Raw genomic sequence first — 15,893 nt, 5'->3', positions numbered from 1 at the left:
TTTATGGGTTACAGTTCAATAAGCCTTTTCAAGGTCTTTTTTTAAGCATTTATCGACTTTACTAGGCACTGTTTGGGTAAGGATCGATGGTTTGAATCGTTCCGTCTTCATTGTATTTTAGTTCGGTATATTTAACACAGCGTTTGTGGTCAATCCCGTCGGACAGGGAGCAGTCATGGTAAAATAAATACCATTTATCCTCAAATTGAACAATCGAATGATGGGTGGTCCAGCCGATGACAGGGGTAAGGATTTTCCCTTTGAAAACGTACGGACCTAGAGGATTTTCGCTGATTCCATAAACAATGCAATGGGTCGTTCCAGTAGAGTAAGATAGATAATATTTCCCATTGTATTGATGTACCCACGGGCCCTCAAAATATCTTCTTTCCTCATTGCCGGCAAGAATTGGCTTGCCATCCTCGTCTACAATCGATATTTCTTGCGGTTTGTCCTTAAAGCTAAGCATGTCTTCCATTAATTCTGCTGCCATTGGTCCTAACGCCGGTTTTGACGGATCAGGCCCCTCCGCATCAGGAATAAATGTACCTGTCTGCCATTTTTCTAATTGTCCACCCCAAAGTCCGCGAAAATACACAAATGCTCGGTTGTCGTCATTCACAAAAACGGCGGGATCAATACTAAAACTTCCTGGAATGTAATTTTCTTCTGCTTTGAAAGGGCCGGCAGGATTCGAGCTAGTTGCAACACCAATTCGAAAGATACCGTCTTTATCTCTTGCTGGGAAAAATAAATAATACTTGTTATTTTTAAAAGCAGCATCTGGTGCCCACATCTGTTTACTAGCCCAAGGTACATCTCGAACGTGAAGTGCTTCGCCATTGTCTATACAAGGAGAATTGAAATTCTCTATCGACAAAATATGATAATCTTCCATCGCATATTGATCACCATTATCATTTGTAGGTCCATCATGATCAATGTCATGGGAAGGATAAATATAAAGTTTCCCTTCAAATACATGTGCAGAAGGATCGGCAGTATAAATATGTTCAACTAAAGGTTCATTTGGTTTTACGATTTTTTCCATGTTCTATTCTCCTCTGAATTTCGTATTTTAATTGCTCATAGAAAAGACCTATGCTCCCAAACATCATAATCATCAAAATTATCATGTCCGGGTATGAACAGTTGCATGTATCCCAAGATACAAAATAGTTCTGATTAGGGAAACCTTGGTAAAACTGACAATTGGCCGTTCTTTCGTATAAATTGGTTAACATTGATTTGTTAAAAGTAGGGCTGTATTAAACCATTTGAGCAGGAGTCCGAAAGACAAAATCTCTTGGAATTGCCTGGTGATTACATATTATCATTTGGGGTTAAAAGGAAATGAAAAGGGAGATGTTGACATGAATTATCGTGAATTAGGAAATACAGGGATAAAAATTAGTGAGGTAAGCTTTGGAACATGGGCCATTGGAGGTGCATGGGGGAAGACAAGCGATGAGGAAGCTCTGAAATCATTGAAGTTCGCGATGGAGCAGGGTGTGAATCTCTTTGATACGTCCGATGTATATGGCGACGGTCACAGCGAAGAGTTATTGGCCAAGGCGACTAAGGGGAAGGAAGATCAGATTTGATAGGCCTCTAGTATTAATTGTTCTAATGGCTTCTGGCGAAAAATATTAAAAATAATTTGCAGACTCTTCACATTTGGATAATTTAAACAAATAAGAAAGGTGTTGGCCTTCTTGTAAGATTACCGCTTGCAAGCGGACTGTTGACAGGAAAATTCTCACCGGTTCATGTCTTTGAAGAGGACGACCATCGCCGCTTTAATGAACATGGAGAGGCATTTAATGTAGGGGAAACGTTTGCCGGATTAGGATTCCAAAAGGGTGTAGAATTAGCTGATCAGTTAAAGTGGATGGCAGAAGGCAGACCGTCTATGGCCAGTGCCGCACTTCGCTGGATTCTGGACTGTAAAGAAATCACATGTATTATTCCTGGTTTTAAGAATGTAAATCAAGTTCAGCAAAATCTTGCCGTATTGGATACAAAACCCTTCTCAGAAGAAGAAATGCGAAAACTTCAGAATTTTTATCATGAGAAAGTAAAAAATTTTATTAGAGGACCTTATTAAAAACTCTATTACAAAATATAGTAAAAAAACTGTCTGGCTTAAAATCAGACAGTTTTTTTATTTACAGCAATAAAGGTCAATAAAATAAAATCTAATGAACTGGTTCAAACTATCGATTGTGATAAGCAGAATTTTACGATCATGTTACTTTAGGAAAATTTGATTCTACAACAAGGAATGGGGAAGATGGCACTGAAGGAAAAGGAAGTCTATAACAGCAATAATCCAAGCAAGAAAATTTACTTTAAAGAGAAAATTGGATATGCTTCCGGTGACCTTGCATGTAATTTAATTTACCAAACTGTTTCGACCTATCTTCTGTTCTTTTATACGGATGTGTTCGGCATTTCCGCAGCTGCAGCAGGGACAATGTTTTTAATTGTTCGGGGAATCGATGCGATCAGTGATCCATTTATCGGTACGCTTGTTGATAAAACCAATTCAAGGTTCGGTAAATTTAGACCCTACCTATTATTTGGTGCGTTTCCATTTGCGTTATTAGCCATACTTTGTTTTACAACTCCTCAATTTTCAGGTGGAGTTAAACTCATTTATGCCTATATTACCTATATTGGCTTATCGATAACTTATACTTGTATTAACGTACCGTATGGTGCACTTACATCCGCTATTACACGGGATAGTAAGGAAGTTGTTGATTTAACTTCTGTACGGATGTTTTTTGCGAATCTTGGCGGTGTAATCGTTTCGTTCGGTGTTCCACAATTAGCGGGTGCAATTGGCAGGACAGCCGATTCAACAAAAATAGGCTGGCAAATCACAATGACCATTATGGGTGTTGCCGGTGCCCTATTATTACTTTTCTGTTTTAAAAACACAAAGGAACGTGTAAAAATAAAAGTAGTCCACGGCAATATTAAGTTTGCAGACATCTTTGAACAATTTAAAGTAAATCGTCCATTTGTTGTTCTATGTGTCTTTTTTATTCTCATCTTTGGCATTAATTCCATTAGTAATTCAGTTGGGATTTATTATGTTACCTATAATGTAGGACGTCCTGATTTGGTGAAATGGTACGGATTGTTAGGCAGTCTGCCTGCATTAATCCTCATGCCGTTTCTCCCTGTTCTGAATAAAAAATTGGGGAAAAAGAATTTAATGAGAGTATCATTAACGATAACGATCGCTGCAACTCTGGCATTACTAGTCATTCCGACTAAAGCGATTTCTCTCATTTTAATTGCGCGATTATTAGCTGCAGTAGGCAGCCTCGTTGCCGGTGGGTTTATGTGGGCGCTTATTCCTGAAACAATTGAGTATGGTGATTACAAAACTGGTAAGCGTTTGGGGGGATTAATATATGCCATGATTGGTTTCTTCTTTAAATTCGGAATGGCGTTGGGTGGAATTGTACCGGGATTGGTTCTTCAACAATTTGGATATGTGGCCGGTCATTCTCAAACACCGCATGCTTTAACAGGGATATTAATTACAACAGCAGTCATCCCTGCTATATTATTAGCCGTATCCTTATTAGTAATTAATCTCTATGAACTGGATGAAAAGAGATATGCTGAAGTGATTAAAGCTTTAGAAATGAGAGACAGGTAGCTAGCGGACTTATAAATATGAAGGAGAGTTGACCATGGATAAAGAGCTTAAGAAACTGACGATTGATGCTGAAAAATTTGCCTACACAGTTGTATCTTCTCATCATGTTGAAAATGAAATGCCTGAGGACATAGCAAAAAAACAATTAACACTTTACTTAACTGCTTATTGGTTAGCAGAAAGGTTTAATAAATTAGAGGCTCAATCTTTTGAGAATATGGAAAGAAGTGGGTATGAAGAATTTATCGGATCGCCGTTTTGACATCCTCGAAACATGCAGGCCATTGGTTTCCTTCCAAACTGTTACGGTGAGTAATGGTTGCAACACAAAAGCCTTTTGCAGCAAGCTGGGAGAGCTGTGGAATTTGATAATAAATATTTGGATAAGTCCAGCCACTGCCTTGCACGAATACGATACATGGGTATTTTTCCTGAGAGTCTTCAGGAATCTGCGGGGAAATAATGGTCATCTTCGTGCCGGTCGGTTGGGCAAGTGAATAGACAATATCTGGATAGATCGCTGCCAAGCCTTTCAAAGACGGATTGTAATTGATTTTCTTAATTTCTGGATATGCCACAGCTAAATCACCTCTATTAATTTTTTGCGTTGCATTTTATACGGCTGTATTTTCTTTCAAATTCTTAATTGCCATTTCCAGATTAATAGTAAGTAACATAAGATTATTCGACTCCATGATGCGGGCCATTCGGAGTGCAAATTTATTTGTTTGGCCCATTCTATACCTCCATTTTCATAAATGTTTCGCATAGTCCTGTTGAAGAAAACGCTTTCCTATTTCTATTAAATTTTACCAGACTTACTTTATTCGGTAAACCAACTATAAAAAAGTAATTATCAAAATTTGCGGTTAAATTTATTTTCATATTTTTTAAAAGATAATTATAATATTTATGTAAGCGTTTAGTTTATTTAACCAACAAACTATAAAGGAAGGATTTGATGAAAAAGCTAAAAAACTATTAAACTGGCAGCCCGATCAATTCAGGGAGGTTACTAGTTCCTGCCCCTAACGTTTATTTTCATTTTAATCAGCAAAAAAATCATTGTTCATACATAAAAAATAAGGAGTGAAACTAAATGGAATTTCGCTATTTAGGAAAAACGGGTTTAAGAGTTAGTGAGCTTTGTTTGGGTACGATGACGTTTGGCCGTGAAACAAGTGAACAAGACAGCTTCAAAATCTTAGACCGTTTCGTTGCAGAAGGTGGCAATTTCATTGACACAGCCGATGTATATACCAGAGGCGTTTCGGAGGAAATCGTTGGCAAATGGCTGCAAGGGCAAAAAAGGGATGACGTTGTCATTGCCACAAAAGTCCGGTTTCCCATGGGAGAGGGTCCAAATGATATTGGTCTAAGCCGAAAACATATAATGAACGGTGTCAAAGAAAGCCTACACCGTCTTGGCACCGATTATATCGATCTCTATCAGGTTCACGGTTGGGATCCCCGTACACCTTTGGAAGAAACATTAAGCACATTAAATGATTTGGTTCGTGAAGGACTAGTCCGCTATATTGGAGCAAGTAACTTTAAAGGTTGGCAATTGCAAAAGGCGATTGACATCAGCCGCCGCAATGGCTGGGAAGCATTTGTATGCCTGCAGCCGCAATATAATCTTCTATGCAGGGCAACAGAATGGGAACTACTAGATGTTTGTATAAATGAAGGATTGGGTGTCATTCCTTGGAGCCCGTTGCGCGGAGGATGGCTCAGCGGGAAATATACCAAGGATATGGTGACCCCTCCTGAGAATACCCGTGTGGCTTTAGCGGAAAAAGAAGGCTGGGGGGAGTCTTGGAGCAATTATAATAATGAATTTACATGGCAAGTGCTAGAGACTTTATATGCTGTGGCGAAAGAAGCTGAAAAAACGCCTGCCCAAGCGGCAATTAATTGGCTATTAAATCAACCAGGTGTAACAGCTCCAATCATTGGTGCCCGAACGATGGAACAACTGGAAGCAAACCTTGGTGCAGCGGGTTGGTCATTAACGAAGGAACAAATCGACCGATTAAACAGAGCAAGTGATTTATATGTGACTTATCCATATAACCAGGACGCTATAAACCAACGAAATAGAGGGAGAGAATAAAGTCAATTGGCTTTTACCCGGAAGAAATGTCTCAAAAAATAGTATTCACTCATTTCTAATTCAAATAAAGCAGGGGGATGATGGGATGGAATATCGTAAACTGGGAAACTCAGGTTTAATGGTCAGTGAAATTGGGTTAGGCAGCTGGCTGACATATGGAACAGCTGTAGAAAAAGAGAAGTCAATTGCTTGTATTCATAAAGCATATGAGTTAGGCATTAACTTCTTTGATACAGCCAATGCCTACAACCGGGGAGCAGCAGAGGTAGTTTTAGGCCAAGCGTTAAAGGAATACCAACGCTCCAGTTATGTGTTAGCAACAAAAGTTTATTTTCCAATGGGAGACGGCCCAAATGACAGGGGACTTTCGAGAAAACATATTATCGAACAATGCGAGGCAAGTTTGAAACGTCTTGGGGTAGATTATATTGACTTATATCAATGTCATCGCTATGATTCTGAAACACCGGTAGAAGAAACTCTTAGAGCATTAGATGATTTAACCTTACAAGGTAAAATCCTATATGCGGGTGTGAGTGAATGGTCAGCACAACAAATAACAGATGCAGCTCATATTGCAAAAGAAAAGAATATAAGGCCGATCATATCCAATCAGCCAATTTACAATATGCTTGTCAGATATATAGAAAAAGAGGTTTTGCCTGTCAGTGAGAAACATGGAATGGGGCAAGTAGTATTTTCTCCGTTGGCACAAGGGATTTTGACTGGAAAATACAAACCTGGACAAGACATCCCATCAACCAGCCGTGCTGCCAATATGGAAACAAATAGATGGATTAATAGTTACTTAAATGATGATGTCTTAACAAGCGTGCAAAAACTTGAAAATATTGCACAGGGTCTGGGAATCAAATTGTCGCAATTAGCACTTGCCTGGGTATTAAGGCAGCCTGGAGTAAGTTCTGCGATTATTGGAGCTAGCCGTCCTGAACAAGTGGAGGAAAATGCAACAGCATCTGGCTTCAAAATTCCCGAAACCATTCTTGAAGAGATAGAATCTGTTTTGACAGAAATAAATGGGTTCGTACCAATCTGGTAACATGTTGGAAAAGAGTGCATTACGTTTGCTACTTATTTCGGGTATTGAAAAGTAAAAAAAGAACCTAGTAATACTCCTCTTATATGAGATAGTGACAGGCCTCTTGCATCCCTTCGCAAGAGGCCCTCATTTGTTTAGCGATCGCTTTGAAGGAAGTGCATATTATATTCAAAATAATTGAAAGAATTTTATTAATCGGACATATCGAGAAGGTATTGTAATTTTTTTATGTATAAAATTACAATGAATTACATAAATAAAACACTCCACTGTGATAAACTAGTAAAGAGATAAAGTGGGATATGGAGGAATAACATCATGAAGAAAGTCACCCAGATTTAATCATTTTAGAAGTGGAAGTACTCACGGTTATGAAGCAGCTGGCAAAGGAAGGTATGACCATAATCGTCGTTACTCATGAAATGGGTTTCGCAAAAGAAGTAGCAGATCGTGTTATCTTTATGGATGGCGGAAATATTATTGAACAAGGAATTCCTGAAGAGATTTTTGTAAATCCAACGCATGATCGGACGAAGGAATTTTTTGGGCATATTAGATAGGAGGAGCCCTCATGTTGAAAGATTCAAAGCTAGAAATAACTTCAATTATTCATGATAAAGTAGAACAATGGTTTCCTAAATTAGTTGAAATAAGAAGAAATCTTCATATGTATCCTGAAATTAGTAATAAAGAATTTAAAACAACCGAAAAAATAAACAGATGGTTACATGAATTTGGGATTCAACCAATACCACTGAGCTTAGCTACTGGGACCGCTGCAGAAGTAAAGGGAATCGAACAGGGACCAACGGTTGCCATACGAGCCGATATTGATGCTCTCCCCATTCAAGAAGAAGCAGATGTTCCATTTCGTTCAAAAATAGATGGTGTAAGTCATATGTGCGGCCATGATGTTCATACAACGATTGCACTTGGGGCAGCGATTATTTTAGAAGAAATGAAGGATCTAGTTCCTGGAAATGTTCGGATCTTTTTCCAGCCAGCTGAAGAATTTGAAGGTGGAGCAGAATCTATGATCCAGCAAGGATTATTGGAAGGGGTAAGTTCCATTATCGGGCTTCATAATGTTCCCGAACTTCCAGTTGGTCAGATAGGGGTGAAGGAAGGATTTTTAATGGCAAGTGTAGATGATTTTACCGTAACCATTAAAGGTAAAGGCGGACATGCTGCGCTTCCAGAGAAAACCATTGATCCGATCGTCATTGGCAGTGCAGTTGTGAGTCAGCTGCAAACATTAGTCAGCCGTACGATTTCATCTAAGGAATCTGCAGTTGTCACGATTGGTTCCTTCCAAGCAGGGATGACTAATAATGTTATTCCGGATAAGGCCATTCTAAAAGGAACGGTCAGAACTTCCAACGAACAAGTGAGAAAGAAAATATATGAAGTATTTACACAACTTGTTACAAATACCGTGGCAGCACATGGTGGGGAAGTAGAGATTCAGTATGAGTTTCTGCTGCCTGCTGTCTATAATGATGCCCAGGTGGCAGAAATTGTTCAGTCAGCAGCTGAGACTATAGTTGGGAAAGAAAATACGATACGAGCAGAACCAACCATGGGTGGTGAGGACTTTTCTTTTTACCAAAAAGAAGTACCTGGCTGCTATGTGTGGCTTGGTTCAGGGAATCAAGAAAAAGGGATTAAATATGGGTGGCATCACCCCAAATTTATGGTAGATGAAGATGCCATTAAAATTGGTGTTAAATTAATGGTTCAATCCGTGCTTAAATTATTGGAGAGATAAACCTTACACTTTGGCGGTCGTCACCAATAAAAACATAAACAGAAGGAATCCTGCTTTTTTTCGGAAGGAAACAGCAGGATTTTCTCTATACTGGACATTCAAATGAAGGGAGAATTATCCTATGGAAGCAAATTTCATGGAGAGTTCAAATGTAACGATAAATGGAAACCGTCTTTGGAACCAAATAATGGCATTTGGGAAAATAGGAGAAGGAGACAATGGCGGGGTCACTCGAACATCATTTGATCAAAATGATATCGAAGCACGAAAATTCTTTCTGAAACTACTGGAACAAGCTGATTTATCCCCTTATATGGACGCAGCTGGGAATATCTTTGGGCAAATAATCGGTAAAAATCCCGAATTACCTGCCATTCTTATTGGTTCTCACCTTGATACAGTAAATTCTGGCGGGCGTTTCGATGGCGCCATGGGTGTTCTAATGGGTGTTGAGGTGCTTTGTACATTGAAAGAAAAGGGAATTCAACCTGAAAGAACGATAAAAGTTGTATCCTTAACAGATGAGGAAGGGGCTCGTTTTGATTATGCTTTTGTAGGTAGTACCGCTTTGGTTGGGACAGAAGGCTCGGAAAAATTAAAGGAAAATTTAGCTTCAGCAACAGATCAAGATGGAATCTCCTATCTGGAGGCCATGAAGCAGGCCAGTCTAGAAGGGGAATATTTTAATCAAATTAATCCAGACCTTTTAGAAAAAGCTCAGTTAGGTAAAAATGACGTAAAGGCTTATATTGAAGTACATATTGAGCAGGGAAAAGTGTTAGAAAATGAAGATTTAGCTGTTGGACTCGTTACGGGGATCTCTGGTGGAGAATGGGCGGAAGTATCCATCACGGGTGAAGCGGGGCATGCAGGAACAACCTGGATGAAAGAGAGAAAAGATGCTTTAACAGCTGCAGCAGAATGTATACTAGCCGTTGAAAAAATAGCGCAGGGCAATAGCGGAAGTGTTGCGACAGTAGGAAAATTGGAAGTAAAACCTGGAAGTGGTAATGTCATTCCTGGGCAAGTGGATTTTACACTTGATGTTCGGGATATATCTAATGAACAGCGTGAAAAGACGGTTACTCAAATCTATGATTCCATTCGGACCATTGCGTCAAACCGTGGTGTAGGGTGTGACATTAGGCCGGTTCAATCCCTATCTTCTGTGATGAGTTCACTAATAGTGATGGAAGCAGTAAAAGGTTCTCTGCAAGAATTACAGTATCCTGTTTATGAATTACCAAGCGGGGCTGCACATGATGCGATGGTGTTGGGGGAACTCACAGATATTGGAATGATTTTTGTGAGGAGCCAGAGTGGCATCAGTCACCATCCAGATGAGTGGAGTTCTTTTGAAGATGTGGCCCTTGGGTGCGAGGTACTATACAGGACAACGTTAAAGCTTTTATAAATGATTCACTTACCTAGAGAGGTTCTATAATCCATTTTAGCTTAAGTAAAAACACTGTGTTGGTTTCCTTCGGAAGTAGAGGTTCGACCTCGACCATCGGAAACAAATTTTCTATTAAAAAGACAGCCAAGCTGCAACTCTGGCTGTCTTTTTAATCATAAGGCTGTGTTAAAGGTTATTGTTGATTTTGAAACGATGTTGATTGGAGCGGAAAGCGAGCGACTGCAGCGGAAATCAACATCCAAGTTTAACACAGCCAATTATAAAAGCCTTATCCTTTTTGGTTAGAAAGTTAAAGGATGGAATTCATCAGTATCTTGAAACAATCCACGCCATTTTATTTTTTTTGTTATATTCATTTGCTAGTTTCTTTTCGTATAACAGGCGCTACTTCTGTTGCCAATCGCTCTATGTTCTCGGCAATCTTTTTAAAGGGCATACCACCGAAATCTATTTGTGCCATAAACCGCTGGTGACCAAACAACTCGTATTGGCGCATGATCTTTTCAATAATTTGCTGTGAGCTTCCCACAAAAAGGGCTGTTTCTTTTCTACACATCCGTTCAAATTCTGCTCTCGATAAAGTTTTATTTACCCCATGCTGACGATTAAGATAGTGCCAATAATTGGAATGATACGGGTAAACTTCTTCTATTGCCTGCTGATTCGTATTTGAAATATAAGCGTGTCCGGTAACTGCAACCTTCAAATTTTCCAAAGCATGGCCATTTTTAGAAGCGGATTCTCGGTAACGGTCAATAAATGGCTTGTATAAGCTTGGATCTCCGCCAAGAATCACTAATGCTAATCCAGTACCTAATCTACCAGCTCGTTCTGCACTTTTGAGTGTCCCTCCAACACCTACCCATATTGGAATCTTTTGTTGAATAGGGCGCGGTGCAATTTCTGAATCCTTTAATGGAGGACGATAACGACCATTCCAGGAAACCAATTCCTTCTCATTTAGCTTTTGAAAAAGCTCAATGTGCTCCTCAAACAATTGATCGTAATCATTTATATCGTATCCGAACAGTGGAAAGGAGTCTAAAAAAGCCCCTCGTCCCGCAATAATTTCAGCCCGCCCATTTGATAAAAGATCCAATGTTGCAAAGTCTTCGAATAAGCGAACAGGGTCTACGGTAGTTAATACGGTCGTAGCACTTGTTAGTTTAATTCGCTTTGTGACTTGTGAAATAGCTGATAAGACGACTGGCGGTGAGGACACTGCATAATCTAAACGATGATGTTCTCCCACGCCAAATACATCAAGCCCTGCCTCATCCGCCATTTTTGCAGCTTCAATTATTTCTTCGATTCGCTGCTTTACGCTGAGCGTTTTCCCTGTTAGTGGATCTGGGTATAGATCCGCTAACGAATAAATGCCAATTTCCATACCAATAGGACTAGCAACCTTCAAATTCCTCTCCTCCACAAACGGTGTAATATCTTTTACTTAATATTATTCAATCTTTTGAAAAGGGAATTAAATAATTAAATTAAAACAATATCGAGGCGTTATCCATGTTAGTGAAAAATCTTTACCTAGATAGTTTACGATATGAAGGTTGCAGAAATGATAGAAAACAATGTTTTAGGTTTTCATAAATTTCGCATTTACTCATTGAAGAAGAGACCAAAGGATTTTGTCTTTATCTTTGCTTGAAGTGAGAAAGAAGCAATCCAATTCTATATCCACACATTTCAACAATCCCCATTGAATTGATACGAATATTCGCTAGATTTCCAGCTTGCTAGAGGTAATGGTATGATTTCGTTTCATGAAATAAGAAGGGGATTTTAGAGTTTTTCAGCTATAACCGAGTGCAAAAGCACCATTTGAAAAGACAACAATTGATCGAAGAAAATTACGCCCAGATGATGTATTAATAGATATTAAGTATTGTGGAATTTGCCACTCTGATACTCACAATGCACACAATGATTTTGGAAGCGGTGTGTTCTCAATGGTTCCTGATCATGAAATTGCAGGAGTTGTGACAGCTGTAGGTTCAGAAGTTACAAAATTCGCTGTTGGTGACCGTGTTGGTGTGGGTTGCTTTGTGACTCCTGCGGAGAATGTGAATTCTGCCTTAGAGGCGAAGAGCAATTTTGTAAGATAGGTGTTGTCTTGGTATTTAATTCAAAAGGCTACGACAGTGATCTAACATACGGTGGATATAGCCAAAAAATCGTTGTAAAGGACAAATTTGTTGTTCGTAATCATGATGGCATGGATTTGGCTGTGGCAAGCCCATTATTGTGTGCAGGCATCACTACGTACTCTCCTATGAAACACTGGTATGTCGGTCCTGGAAGAAGGTTACGATTGTGGGAATGCTTGTACATGCCGACCAGATTGAGTAACCATCAAATAATAGACTTACTCTTAATTAAGTTAAAATAAGTCTATTAAAATTTCCATTCTTGAATGAACAAATAATCAAATCATGAATTGTAGTGGGGCTTTAACAGAGAGCGAGTCTGTTGTTAACAACATTAGCCGTTAAGCAACTATCATCATTTCTTTACTATTTTTATATCGCCCATTTCCTTTATTCTAGGCAACTATATTAAACAACTAAAAAAAGATTTCATAGACTATCATAAATACTAATATAATTGGAGGGATTTTATGAGCGATTTAATAGAAAATCATGAATCCTACATATGTAAAAGACTAAAAAGACTAAGTAAAGGAACTATTTTAAGAGTTTTATTAAAGACCAGAGATATTATTCTTATACTGGACTCAGTAAAAAAGGAGTGTGTCAAAGGCATAACAACCAATAACAGACCTGTATATATCAACTGTGAAGAGATTGTTGGTTTTTCTATTTTGTCTGAAATTCAAATTTGCGGAACAATCCCGCCAACATTGCCAGGTTGTAAGACTTATGCCTATGTTGCCAATAACGGCGATAACAATGTGTCAGTGATTGATGCGTCTACGAATACAGTGACGGCCACTGTTCCTGTCGGGGCAGGCCCTTTTGGGACAGCAGTGACACCAGATGGGACAAGAGCATATGTTGTCGATCGAATAGGCAACAATGTTATCGTCATTGATACAGCAACAAACACGGTTGTAGCAGGTGTATACGTTGGATACCTCCCATATCAGGTAGCTATTTCACCGGATGGCACACGGGCCTATGTCACAAATGCGGGGAGTGATACGGTCTCTGTTATTAATACAGCGTGTGGAAGCCTGGCCTGAAGGAGTAGCTGTATTACCAAATGGTGCACGGGTCTATGTTACAAATTTTAATAGTGGTACGGTCTCTGTGATTGATACAGCCACCAATACAGTGACAGCGACAATAACAGTAGGAGCCTATCCAGATGATATAGCATTTAAACCAGATGGCACACGGGCTTACGTTGTCAATTATGGAAGTAACAGTGTTTCCGTAATAGACACTTCTACCAATAGGGTTGTTGCAATCATACCCGTCGGAATGGTTCCATATGCAGTCGATATTACGCCAGACGGTACTCGGGGGTATGTCACCAATGGGGGAGGTAACACCGTGTCAGTGTTTAGCACATCTACCAACAAGGTGATAGCCACTATTCCTGTCACAACCGATCCAAACGGCATCTCTATTACACCGGATGGTACAAAAGCCTATGTGACTCATACTTTGGACAGCCTTGTTTCCGTTATCGATACAGCCACAAATACCGTGACAACGACTATACCCGTTGGTACTTATCCTATTGGTATTGCGACTGGAACCGTCTGTGAACCGGTGGCAAGACCGGTTTGGAAAGCCTTAAGGAATGACTATTATGTTGGAATCGTTGAAGTCTATGATGCTTCAACTACAGAAAATTTAATCTTTTCTGTTTCCTCATTTCAGTCCGGTGGGGGAACAGGAACGGTGTCAGTACCGCCTCAATCATCAGTCTCAAAGTATATCCCCTATCCGGATGTCTTAACCATCCATTCAGCTGGACATATCGCAACAGGAAGCAGATGGTGTATCACGTTGTATAGACGGGAGGATCATTAAACAAGTTAAAGTTGCATAAGAGAAAAATTATTGATGGAAAAAAGGGATGGTTCTTCAGCTTACGAGACAACTGAAAAAGGGTTTAGTTGGATCGATGCTAGCCAATTTCCTTTACTACCTCTTCAACTTATTTACAGGAATAATCATGTATCTCAAGATTTCCCATATACAGCAAAGGGAATTCCAGTGGGTGACATCGTTCCAACAGAAGTTATGGGAAAATATTACCCATGCGGTAAATAAGTCAATCCTATCTATTTTAATTCATGTTGTGGTGATGATGACTTTGATTCAAATTGTTGTGATGATGGCAATAGGTATGACAAGAGAAAGCCTTAATTAATTCCTAGGTTATTGCCTTTTGATAATAGTAGTTAGGGAATGCCACAGTATCTTTTAAAAGTAGCATAACAATGGGATGGGAAATAATAAAGCAAAAAAAGAGATGGACCCACAGCAGCCCATGTGTTGCCACATACACTCCGCACATGTGGAGTGCTGTTCACTACTTGTAAGAAAAAATACCTCTGATAAAGGTCTTGAAAATGATCCTCATAATTTAATTTTTGATTTTAAAAATCATCCGTATTTTGCTTCTTTAGAATATGTTGTACCATTCCAAGTCCTTACTAGAAAGCTTTCTTTAGATTTAGGGATTGATTGCAACATCTCTTCAGATCCTGGTTTCCATAAAAAAATGGGGAGTAATACTTATTAAATCATCATGTAATGAGCTGCGTTTTGTATGCCCCAAAGATAAAAAATGAAGCGCACCTTTCCAGTATAAATAGCAAATAGCCATATTTTGATTTAAAAATAGATGCTTTTGGTCTCATTCCGATTTTGATAATGATAGATTTATATACTTACAAATGGATCCACTCAATGTAGCAAAAATGGATTGTCCTATACTAGACAACCCATTTTTGCTATTATTTATTCAACTCTACCGTTTCATTAACATCTGTCGATTTAGAACTTTGCCCTGTCATGCGTTTATAGAGAAAGGCAATTTTTTTCGTAAAATTACCGGTTTCCCAATATTCGGCTGCTTCCGCTTTTACCTTTATCAAGACAACGTTAGGATCATCATAAGAAGTTTGCATTATTTTCTCATATGCTTTGCTCCACAATTCCTTTTTCTTGTTTAAATCCTCAACGATTACCGCTTGTCCACGGACGGAAACATAGGATTTACCTGCATAAGCCACATTAACATCTTGATCATGAAAAATTTCTTCATATTTATTAGTCTCTTTTTTAGTGAAAAACCATAAGTCACCATCAAACTCTACTTCTTGTGTTTTCATAGGCCGAGAAACAAGCCCTTCCTCAGTTAACGTAGTCAGCATAGCCGTGTCTATGTCTTTGATTAACTCTCTTAATGTTTCCATTTCATCTTGTTTTATCATGTTCCATCACCTCATAAAGTTATTAGAGGTATATTACCCTTTACATCAACTTTTATTCGGGTATGGCGAAATACTAATCTAACTTTTAAAACTCTCCTTTTATTATGAAACTTATCAGAAATGAAGAATCAGAGGATTAATGATCGTTAGTTGTTAAAAGAGGGATTGTCTGCAGTGGTGTAGAATGGACAGGGCTCTCATTTTTTTGCCTCTCTTGTCCGAAGGCGACCTTTGTTCGGACACTGCCTTTATCTTTTTGCCTTCTCTTGTCCGAAGGCGACCCTTGTTCGGACACTGACTTTATCTTTTTGCCTTCTCTTGTCCGAAGGCGACCTTTGTTTGGACAGAGCCTTCATCTTTTGGCCTTCTCTTGTCCGAAGGCGCCTCATGTTCGAACAGGGCTCTCATTTTTTTATCTCCTCTTGTCC

The 15,893-nt window shown here is 39.1% G+C and carries 15 protein-coding genes and 3 pseudogenes; 13 read left to right on the top strand and 5 right to left on the bottom strand.

What is annotated here, in order from left to right; all coding sequences use genetic code 11:
* Window positions 1–61: 61 nt before the first annotated feature.
* Window positions 62–1,051 (bottom strand): glycoside hydrolase family 43 protein, encoded by a 990-nt coding sequence (locus COD92_RS30050; RefSeq protein WP_098532054.1) that lies wholly within the window; start codon window positions 1,049–1,051, stop codon window positions 62–64.
* 322 nt (window positions 1,052–1,373) lie between these two features.
* On the opposite strand from COD92_RS30050, the pseudogene COD92_RS33670 reads away from it, so the two are divergent.
* From COD92_RS33670 to COD92_RS30030, 3 genes and pseudogenes are all read left to right on the top strand, one after another.
* A pseudogene (locus COD92_RS33670) lies at window positions 1,374–2,107 on the top strand (aldo/keto reductase).
* A 186-nt stretch (window positions 2,108–2,293) separates the two neighbouring features.
* The gene (locus COD92_RS30035; RefSeq protein ID WP_098996805.1) at window positions 2,294–3,679 is read left to right on the top strand and encodes a glycoside-pentoside-hexuronide (GPH):cation symporter; all 1,386 of its coding nucleotides are present in this window, start codon (window positions 2,294–2,296) and stop codon (window positions 3,677–3,679) included.
* A gap of 34 nt (window positions 3,680–3,713) precedes the next feature.
* Entirely contained in the window at window positions 3,714–3,941 is a 228-nt protein-coding gene (locus tag COD92_RS30030) for a hypothetical protein (protein ID WP_098532051.1), read from the top strand.
* On the opposite strand, the gene COD92_RS30025 is transcribed toward COD92_RS30030, so the two are convergent.
* Window positions 3,922–4,257, bottom strand: coding sequence for an alpha/beta hydrolase family protein (locus tag COD92_RS30025; RefSeq protein WP_098532050.1), 336 nt, complete (start codon window positions 4,255–4,257; stop codon window positions 3,922–3,924). The two genes, COD92_RS30030 and COD92_RS30025, sit on opposite strands and share 20 nt — an antisense overlap.
* Before the next feature lie 36 nt (window positions 4,258–4,293).
* Window positions 4,294–4,416: a hypothetical protein gene (locus tag COD92_RS33155; protein WP_255286755.1), complete on the bottom strand. Its 123-nt coding sequence runs from the start codon at window positions 4,414–4,416 to the stop codon at window positions 4,294–4,296.
* 362 nt (window positions 4,417–4,778) lie between these two features.
* Here COD92_RS33155 and COD92_RS30020 point away from each other — a divergent pair, with 362 nt between their 5' ends.
* From COD92_RS30020 to COD92_RS30000, 5 genes and pseudogenes are all read left to right on the top strand, one after another.
* Window positions 4,779–5,795: an aldo/keto reductase gene (locus COD92_RS30020; protein ID WP_098532049.1), complete on the top strand. Its 1,017-nt coding sequence runs from the start codon at window positions 4,779–4,781 to the stop codon at window positions 5,793–5,795.
* Window positions 5,796–5,880: 85 nt separating this feature from the next.
* The gene (locus COD92_RS30015) at window positions 5,881–6,855 is read left to right on the top strand and encodes an aldo/keto reductase family protein (protein ID WP_098532048.1); all 975 of its coding nucleotides are present in this window, start codon (window positions 5,881–5,883) and stop codon (window positions 6,853–6,855) included.
* A 356-nt stretch (window positions 6,856–7,211) separates the two neighbouring features.
* Window positions 7,212–7,415 (top strand): annotated as a pseudogene (locus COD92_RS30010) (polar amino acid ABC transporter ATP-binding protein); the annotation flags it as partial.
* An 11-nt stretch (window positions 7,416–7,426) separates the two neighbouring features.
* Window positions 7,427–8,623 carry a M20 metallopeptidase family protein gene (locus COD92_RS30005; protein ID WP_098532047.1) on the top strand — a complete coding sequence of 399 codons (1,197 nt, stop codon included), beginning with the start codon at window positions 7,427–7,429 and terminating at the stop codon, window positions 8,621–8,623.
* A 121-nt stretch (window positions 8,624–8,744) separates the two neighbouring features.
* The gene (locus tag COD92_RS30000; protein WP_098532046.1) at window positions 8,745–10,037 is read left to right on the top strand and encodes a M20 family metallo-hydrolase; all 1,293 of its coding nucleotides are present in this window, start codon (window positions 8,745–8,747) and stop codon (window positions 10,035–10,037) included.
* A gap of 355 nt (window positions 10,038–10,392) precedes the next feature.
* Here the strand turns inward: COD92_RS30000 and COD92_RS29995 are convergent, their stop codons facing one another.
* On the bottom strand, window positions 10,393–11,430 hold the full coding sequence (locus COD92_RS29995) for an LLM class flavin-dependent oxidoreductase (protein WP_098532055.1): 1,038 nt from the start codon (window positions 11,428–11,430) through the stop codon (window positions 10,393–10,395).
* A gap of 457 nt (window positions 11,431–11,887) precedes the next feature.
* On the opposite strand from COD92_RS29995, the pseudogene COD92_RS29990 reads away from it, so the two are divergent.
* The 5 genes and pseudogenes from COD92_RS29990 to COD92_RS32560 form a co-directional block, all read left to right on the top strand.
* A pseudogene (locus COD92_RS29990) lies at window positions 11,888–12,366 on the top strand (alcohol dehydrogenase catalytic domain-containing protein); the annotation flags it as partial.
* Between the two features lie 303 nt (window positions 12,367–12,669).
* Complete coding sequence (locus COD92_RS33150; RefSeq protein ID WP_176541322.1) at window positions 12,670–13,254, top strand: YncE family protein; 585 nt, start codon at window positions 12,670–12,672, stop codon at window positions 13,252–13,254.
* The gene (locus tag COD92_RS33145; protein WP_255286754.1) at window positions 13,190–14,053 is read left to right on the top strand and encodes a YncE family protein; all 864 of its coding nucleotides are present in this window, start codon (window positions 13,190–13,192) and stop codon (window positions 14,051–14,053) included. Before COD92_RS33150 ends, COD92_RS33145 begins: the two co-directional genes overlap by 65 nt.
* 46 nt (window positions 14,054–14,099) lie before the next feature.
* Window positions 14,100–14,396, top strand: a complete 297-nt coding sequence (locus COD92_RS29980; RefSeq protein ID WP_098532045.1) for a hypothetical protein — start codon at window positions 14,100–14,102, stop codon at window positions 14,394–14,396.
* Window positions 14,397–14,471: 75 nt separating this feature from the next.
* The gene (locus COD92_RS32560) at window positions 14,472–14,771 is read left to right on the top strand and encodes a hypothetical protein (RefSeq protein ID WP_218011303.1); all 300 of its coding nucleotides are present in this window, start codon (window positions 14,472–14,474) and stop codon (window positions 14,769–14,771) included.
* A gap of 214 nt (window positions 14,772–14,985) precedes the next feature.
* Here the strand turns inward: COD92_RS32560 and COD92_RS29970 are convergent, their stop codons facing one another.
* On the bottom strand, window positions 14,986–15,465 hold the full coding sequence (locus COD92_RS29970) for a pyridoxamine 5'-phosphate oxidase family protein (protein WP_098532044.1): 480 nt from the start codon (window positions 15,463–15,465) through the stop codon (window positions 14,986–14,988).
* Window positions 15,466–15,893: the final 428 nt, after the last annotated feature.

The organism is Bacillus sp. AFS037270 (assembly GCF_002585305.1).
This window is presented reverse-complemented; position numbering and strand designations above follow the sequence as displayed.

Bases quoted from the DNA above. Each gene is read 5' to 3' on its own strand.
- COD92_RS32560 (WP_218011303.1), top strand. From the start codon at position 14,472: ATGGGAAATAATAAAGCAAAAAAAGAGATGGACCCACAGCAGCCCATG.
- COD92_RS30015 (WP_098532048.1), top strand. From the start codon at position 5,881: ATGGAATATCGTAAACTGGGAAACTCAGGTTTAATGGTCAGTGAAATT.
- COD92_RS30035 (WP_098996805.1), top strand. From the start codon at position 2,294: ATGGCACTGAAGGAAAAGGAAGTCTATAACAGCAATAATCCAAGCAAG.
- COD92_RS33155 (WP_255286755.1), bottom strand. From the start codon at position 4,416: ATGGGCCAAACAAATAAATTTGCACTCCGAATGGCCCGCATCATGGAG.
- COD92_RS30020 (WP_098532049.1), top strand. From the start codon at position 4,779: ATGGAATTTCGCTATTTAGGAAAAACGGGTTTAAGAGTTAGTGAGCTT.
- COD92_RS30005 (WP_098532047.1), top strand. From the start codon at position 7,427: ATGTTGAAAGATTCAAAGCTAGAAATAACTTCAATTATTCATGATAAA.
- COD92_RS30030 (WP_098532051.1), top strand. From the start codon at position 3,714: ATGGATAAAGAGCTTAAGAAACTGACGATTGATGCTGAAAAATTTGCC.
- COD92_RS30050 (WP_098532054.1), bottom strand. From the start codon at position 1,051: ATGGAAAAAATCGTAAAACCAAATGAACCTTTAGTTGAACATATTTAT.
- COD92_RS33150 (WP_176541322.1), top strand. From the start codon at position 12,670: ATGAGCGATTTAATAGAAAATCATGAATCCTACATATGTAAAAGACTA.
- COD92_RS30000 (WP_098532046.1), top strand. From the start codon at position 8,745: ATGGAAGCAAATTTCATGGAGAGTTCAAATGTAACGATAAATGGAAAC.
- COD92_RS29980 (WP_098532045.1), top strand. From the start codon at position 14,100: ATGGTTCTTCAGCTTACGAGACAACTGAAAAAGGGTTTAGTTGGATCG.
- COD92_RS29970 (WP_098532044.1), bottom strand. From the start codon at position 15,465: ATGATAAAACAAGATGAAATGGAAACATTAAGAGAGTTAATCAAAGAC.
- COD92_RS33145 (WP_255286754.1), top strand. From the start codon at position 13,190: ATGTCACAAATGCGGGGAGTGATACGGTCTCTGTTATTAATACAGCGT.
- COD92_RS29995 (WP_098532055.1), bottom strand. From the start codon at position 11,430: ATGGAAATTGGCATTTATTCGTTAGCGGATCTATACCCAGATCCACTA.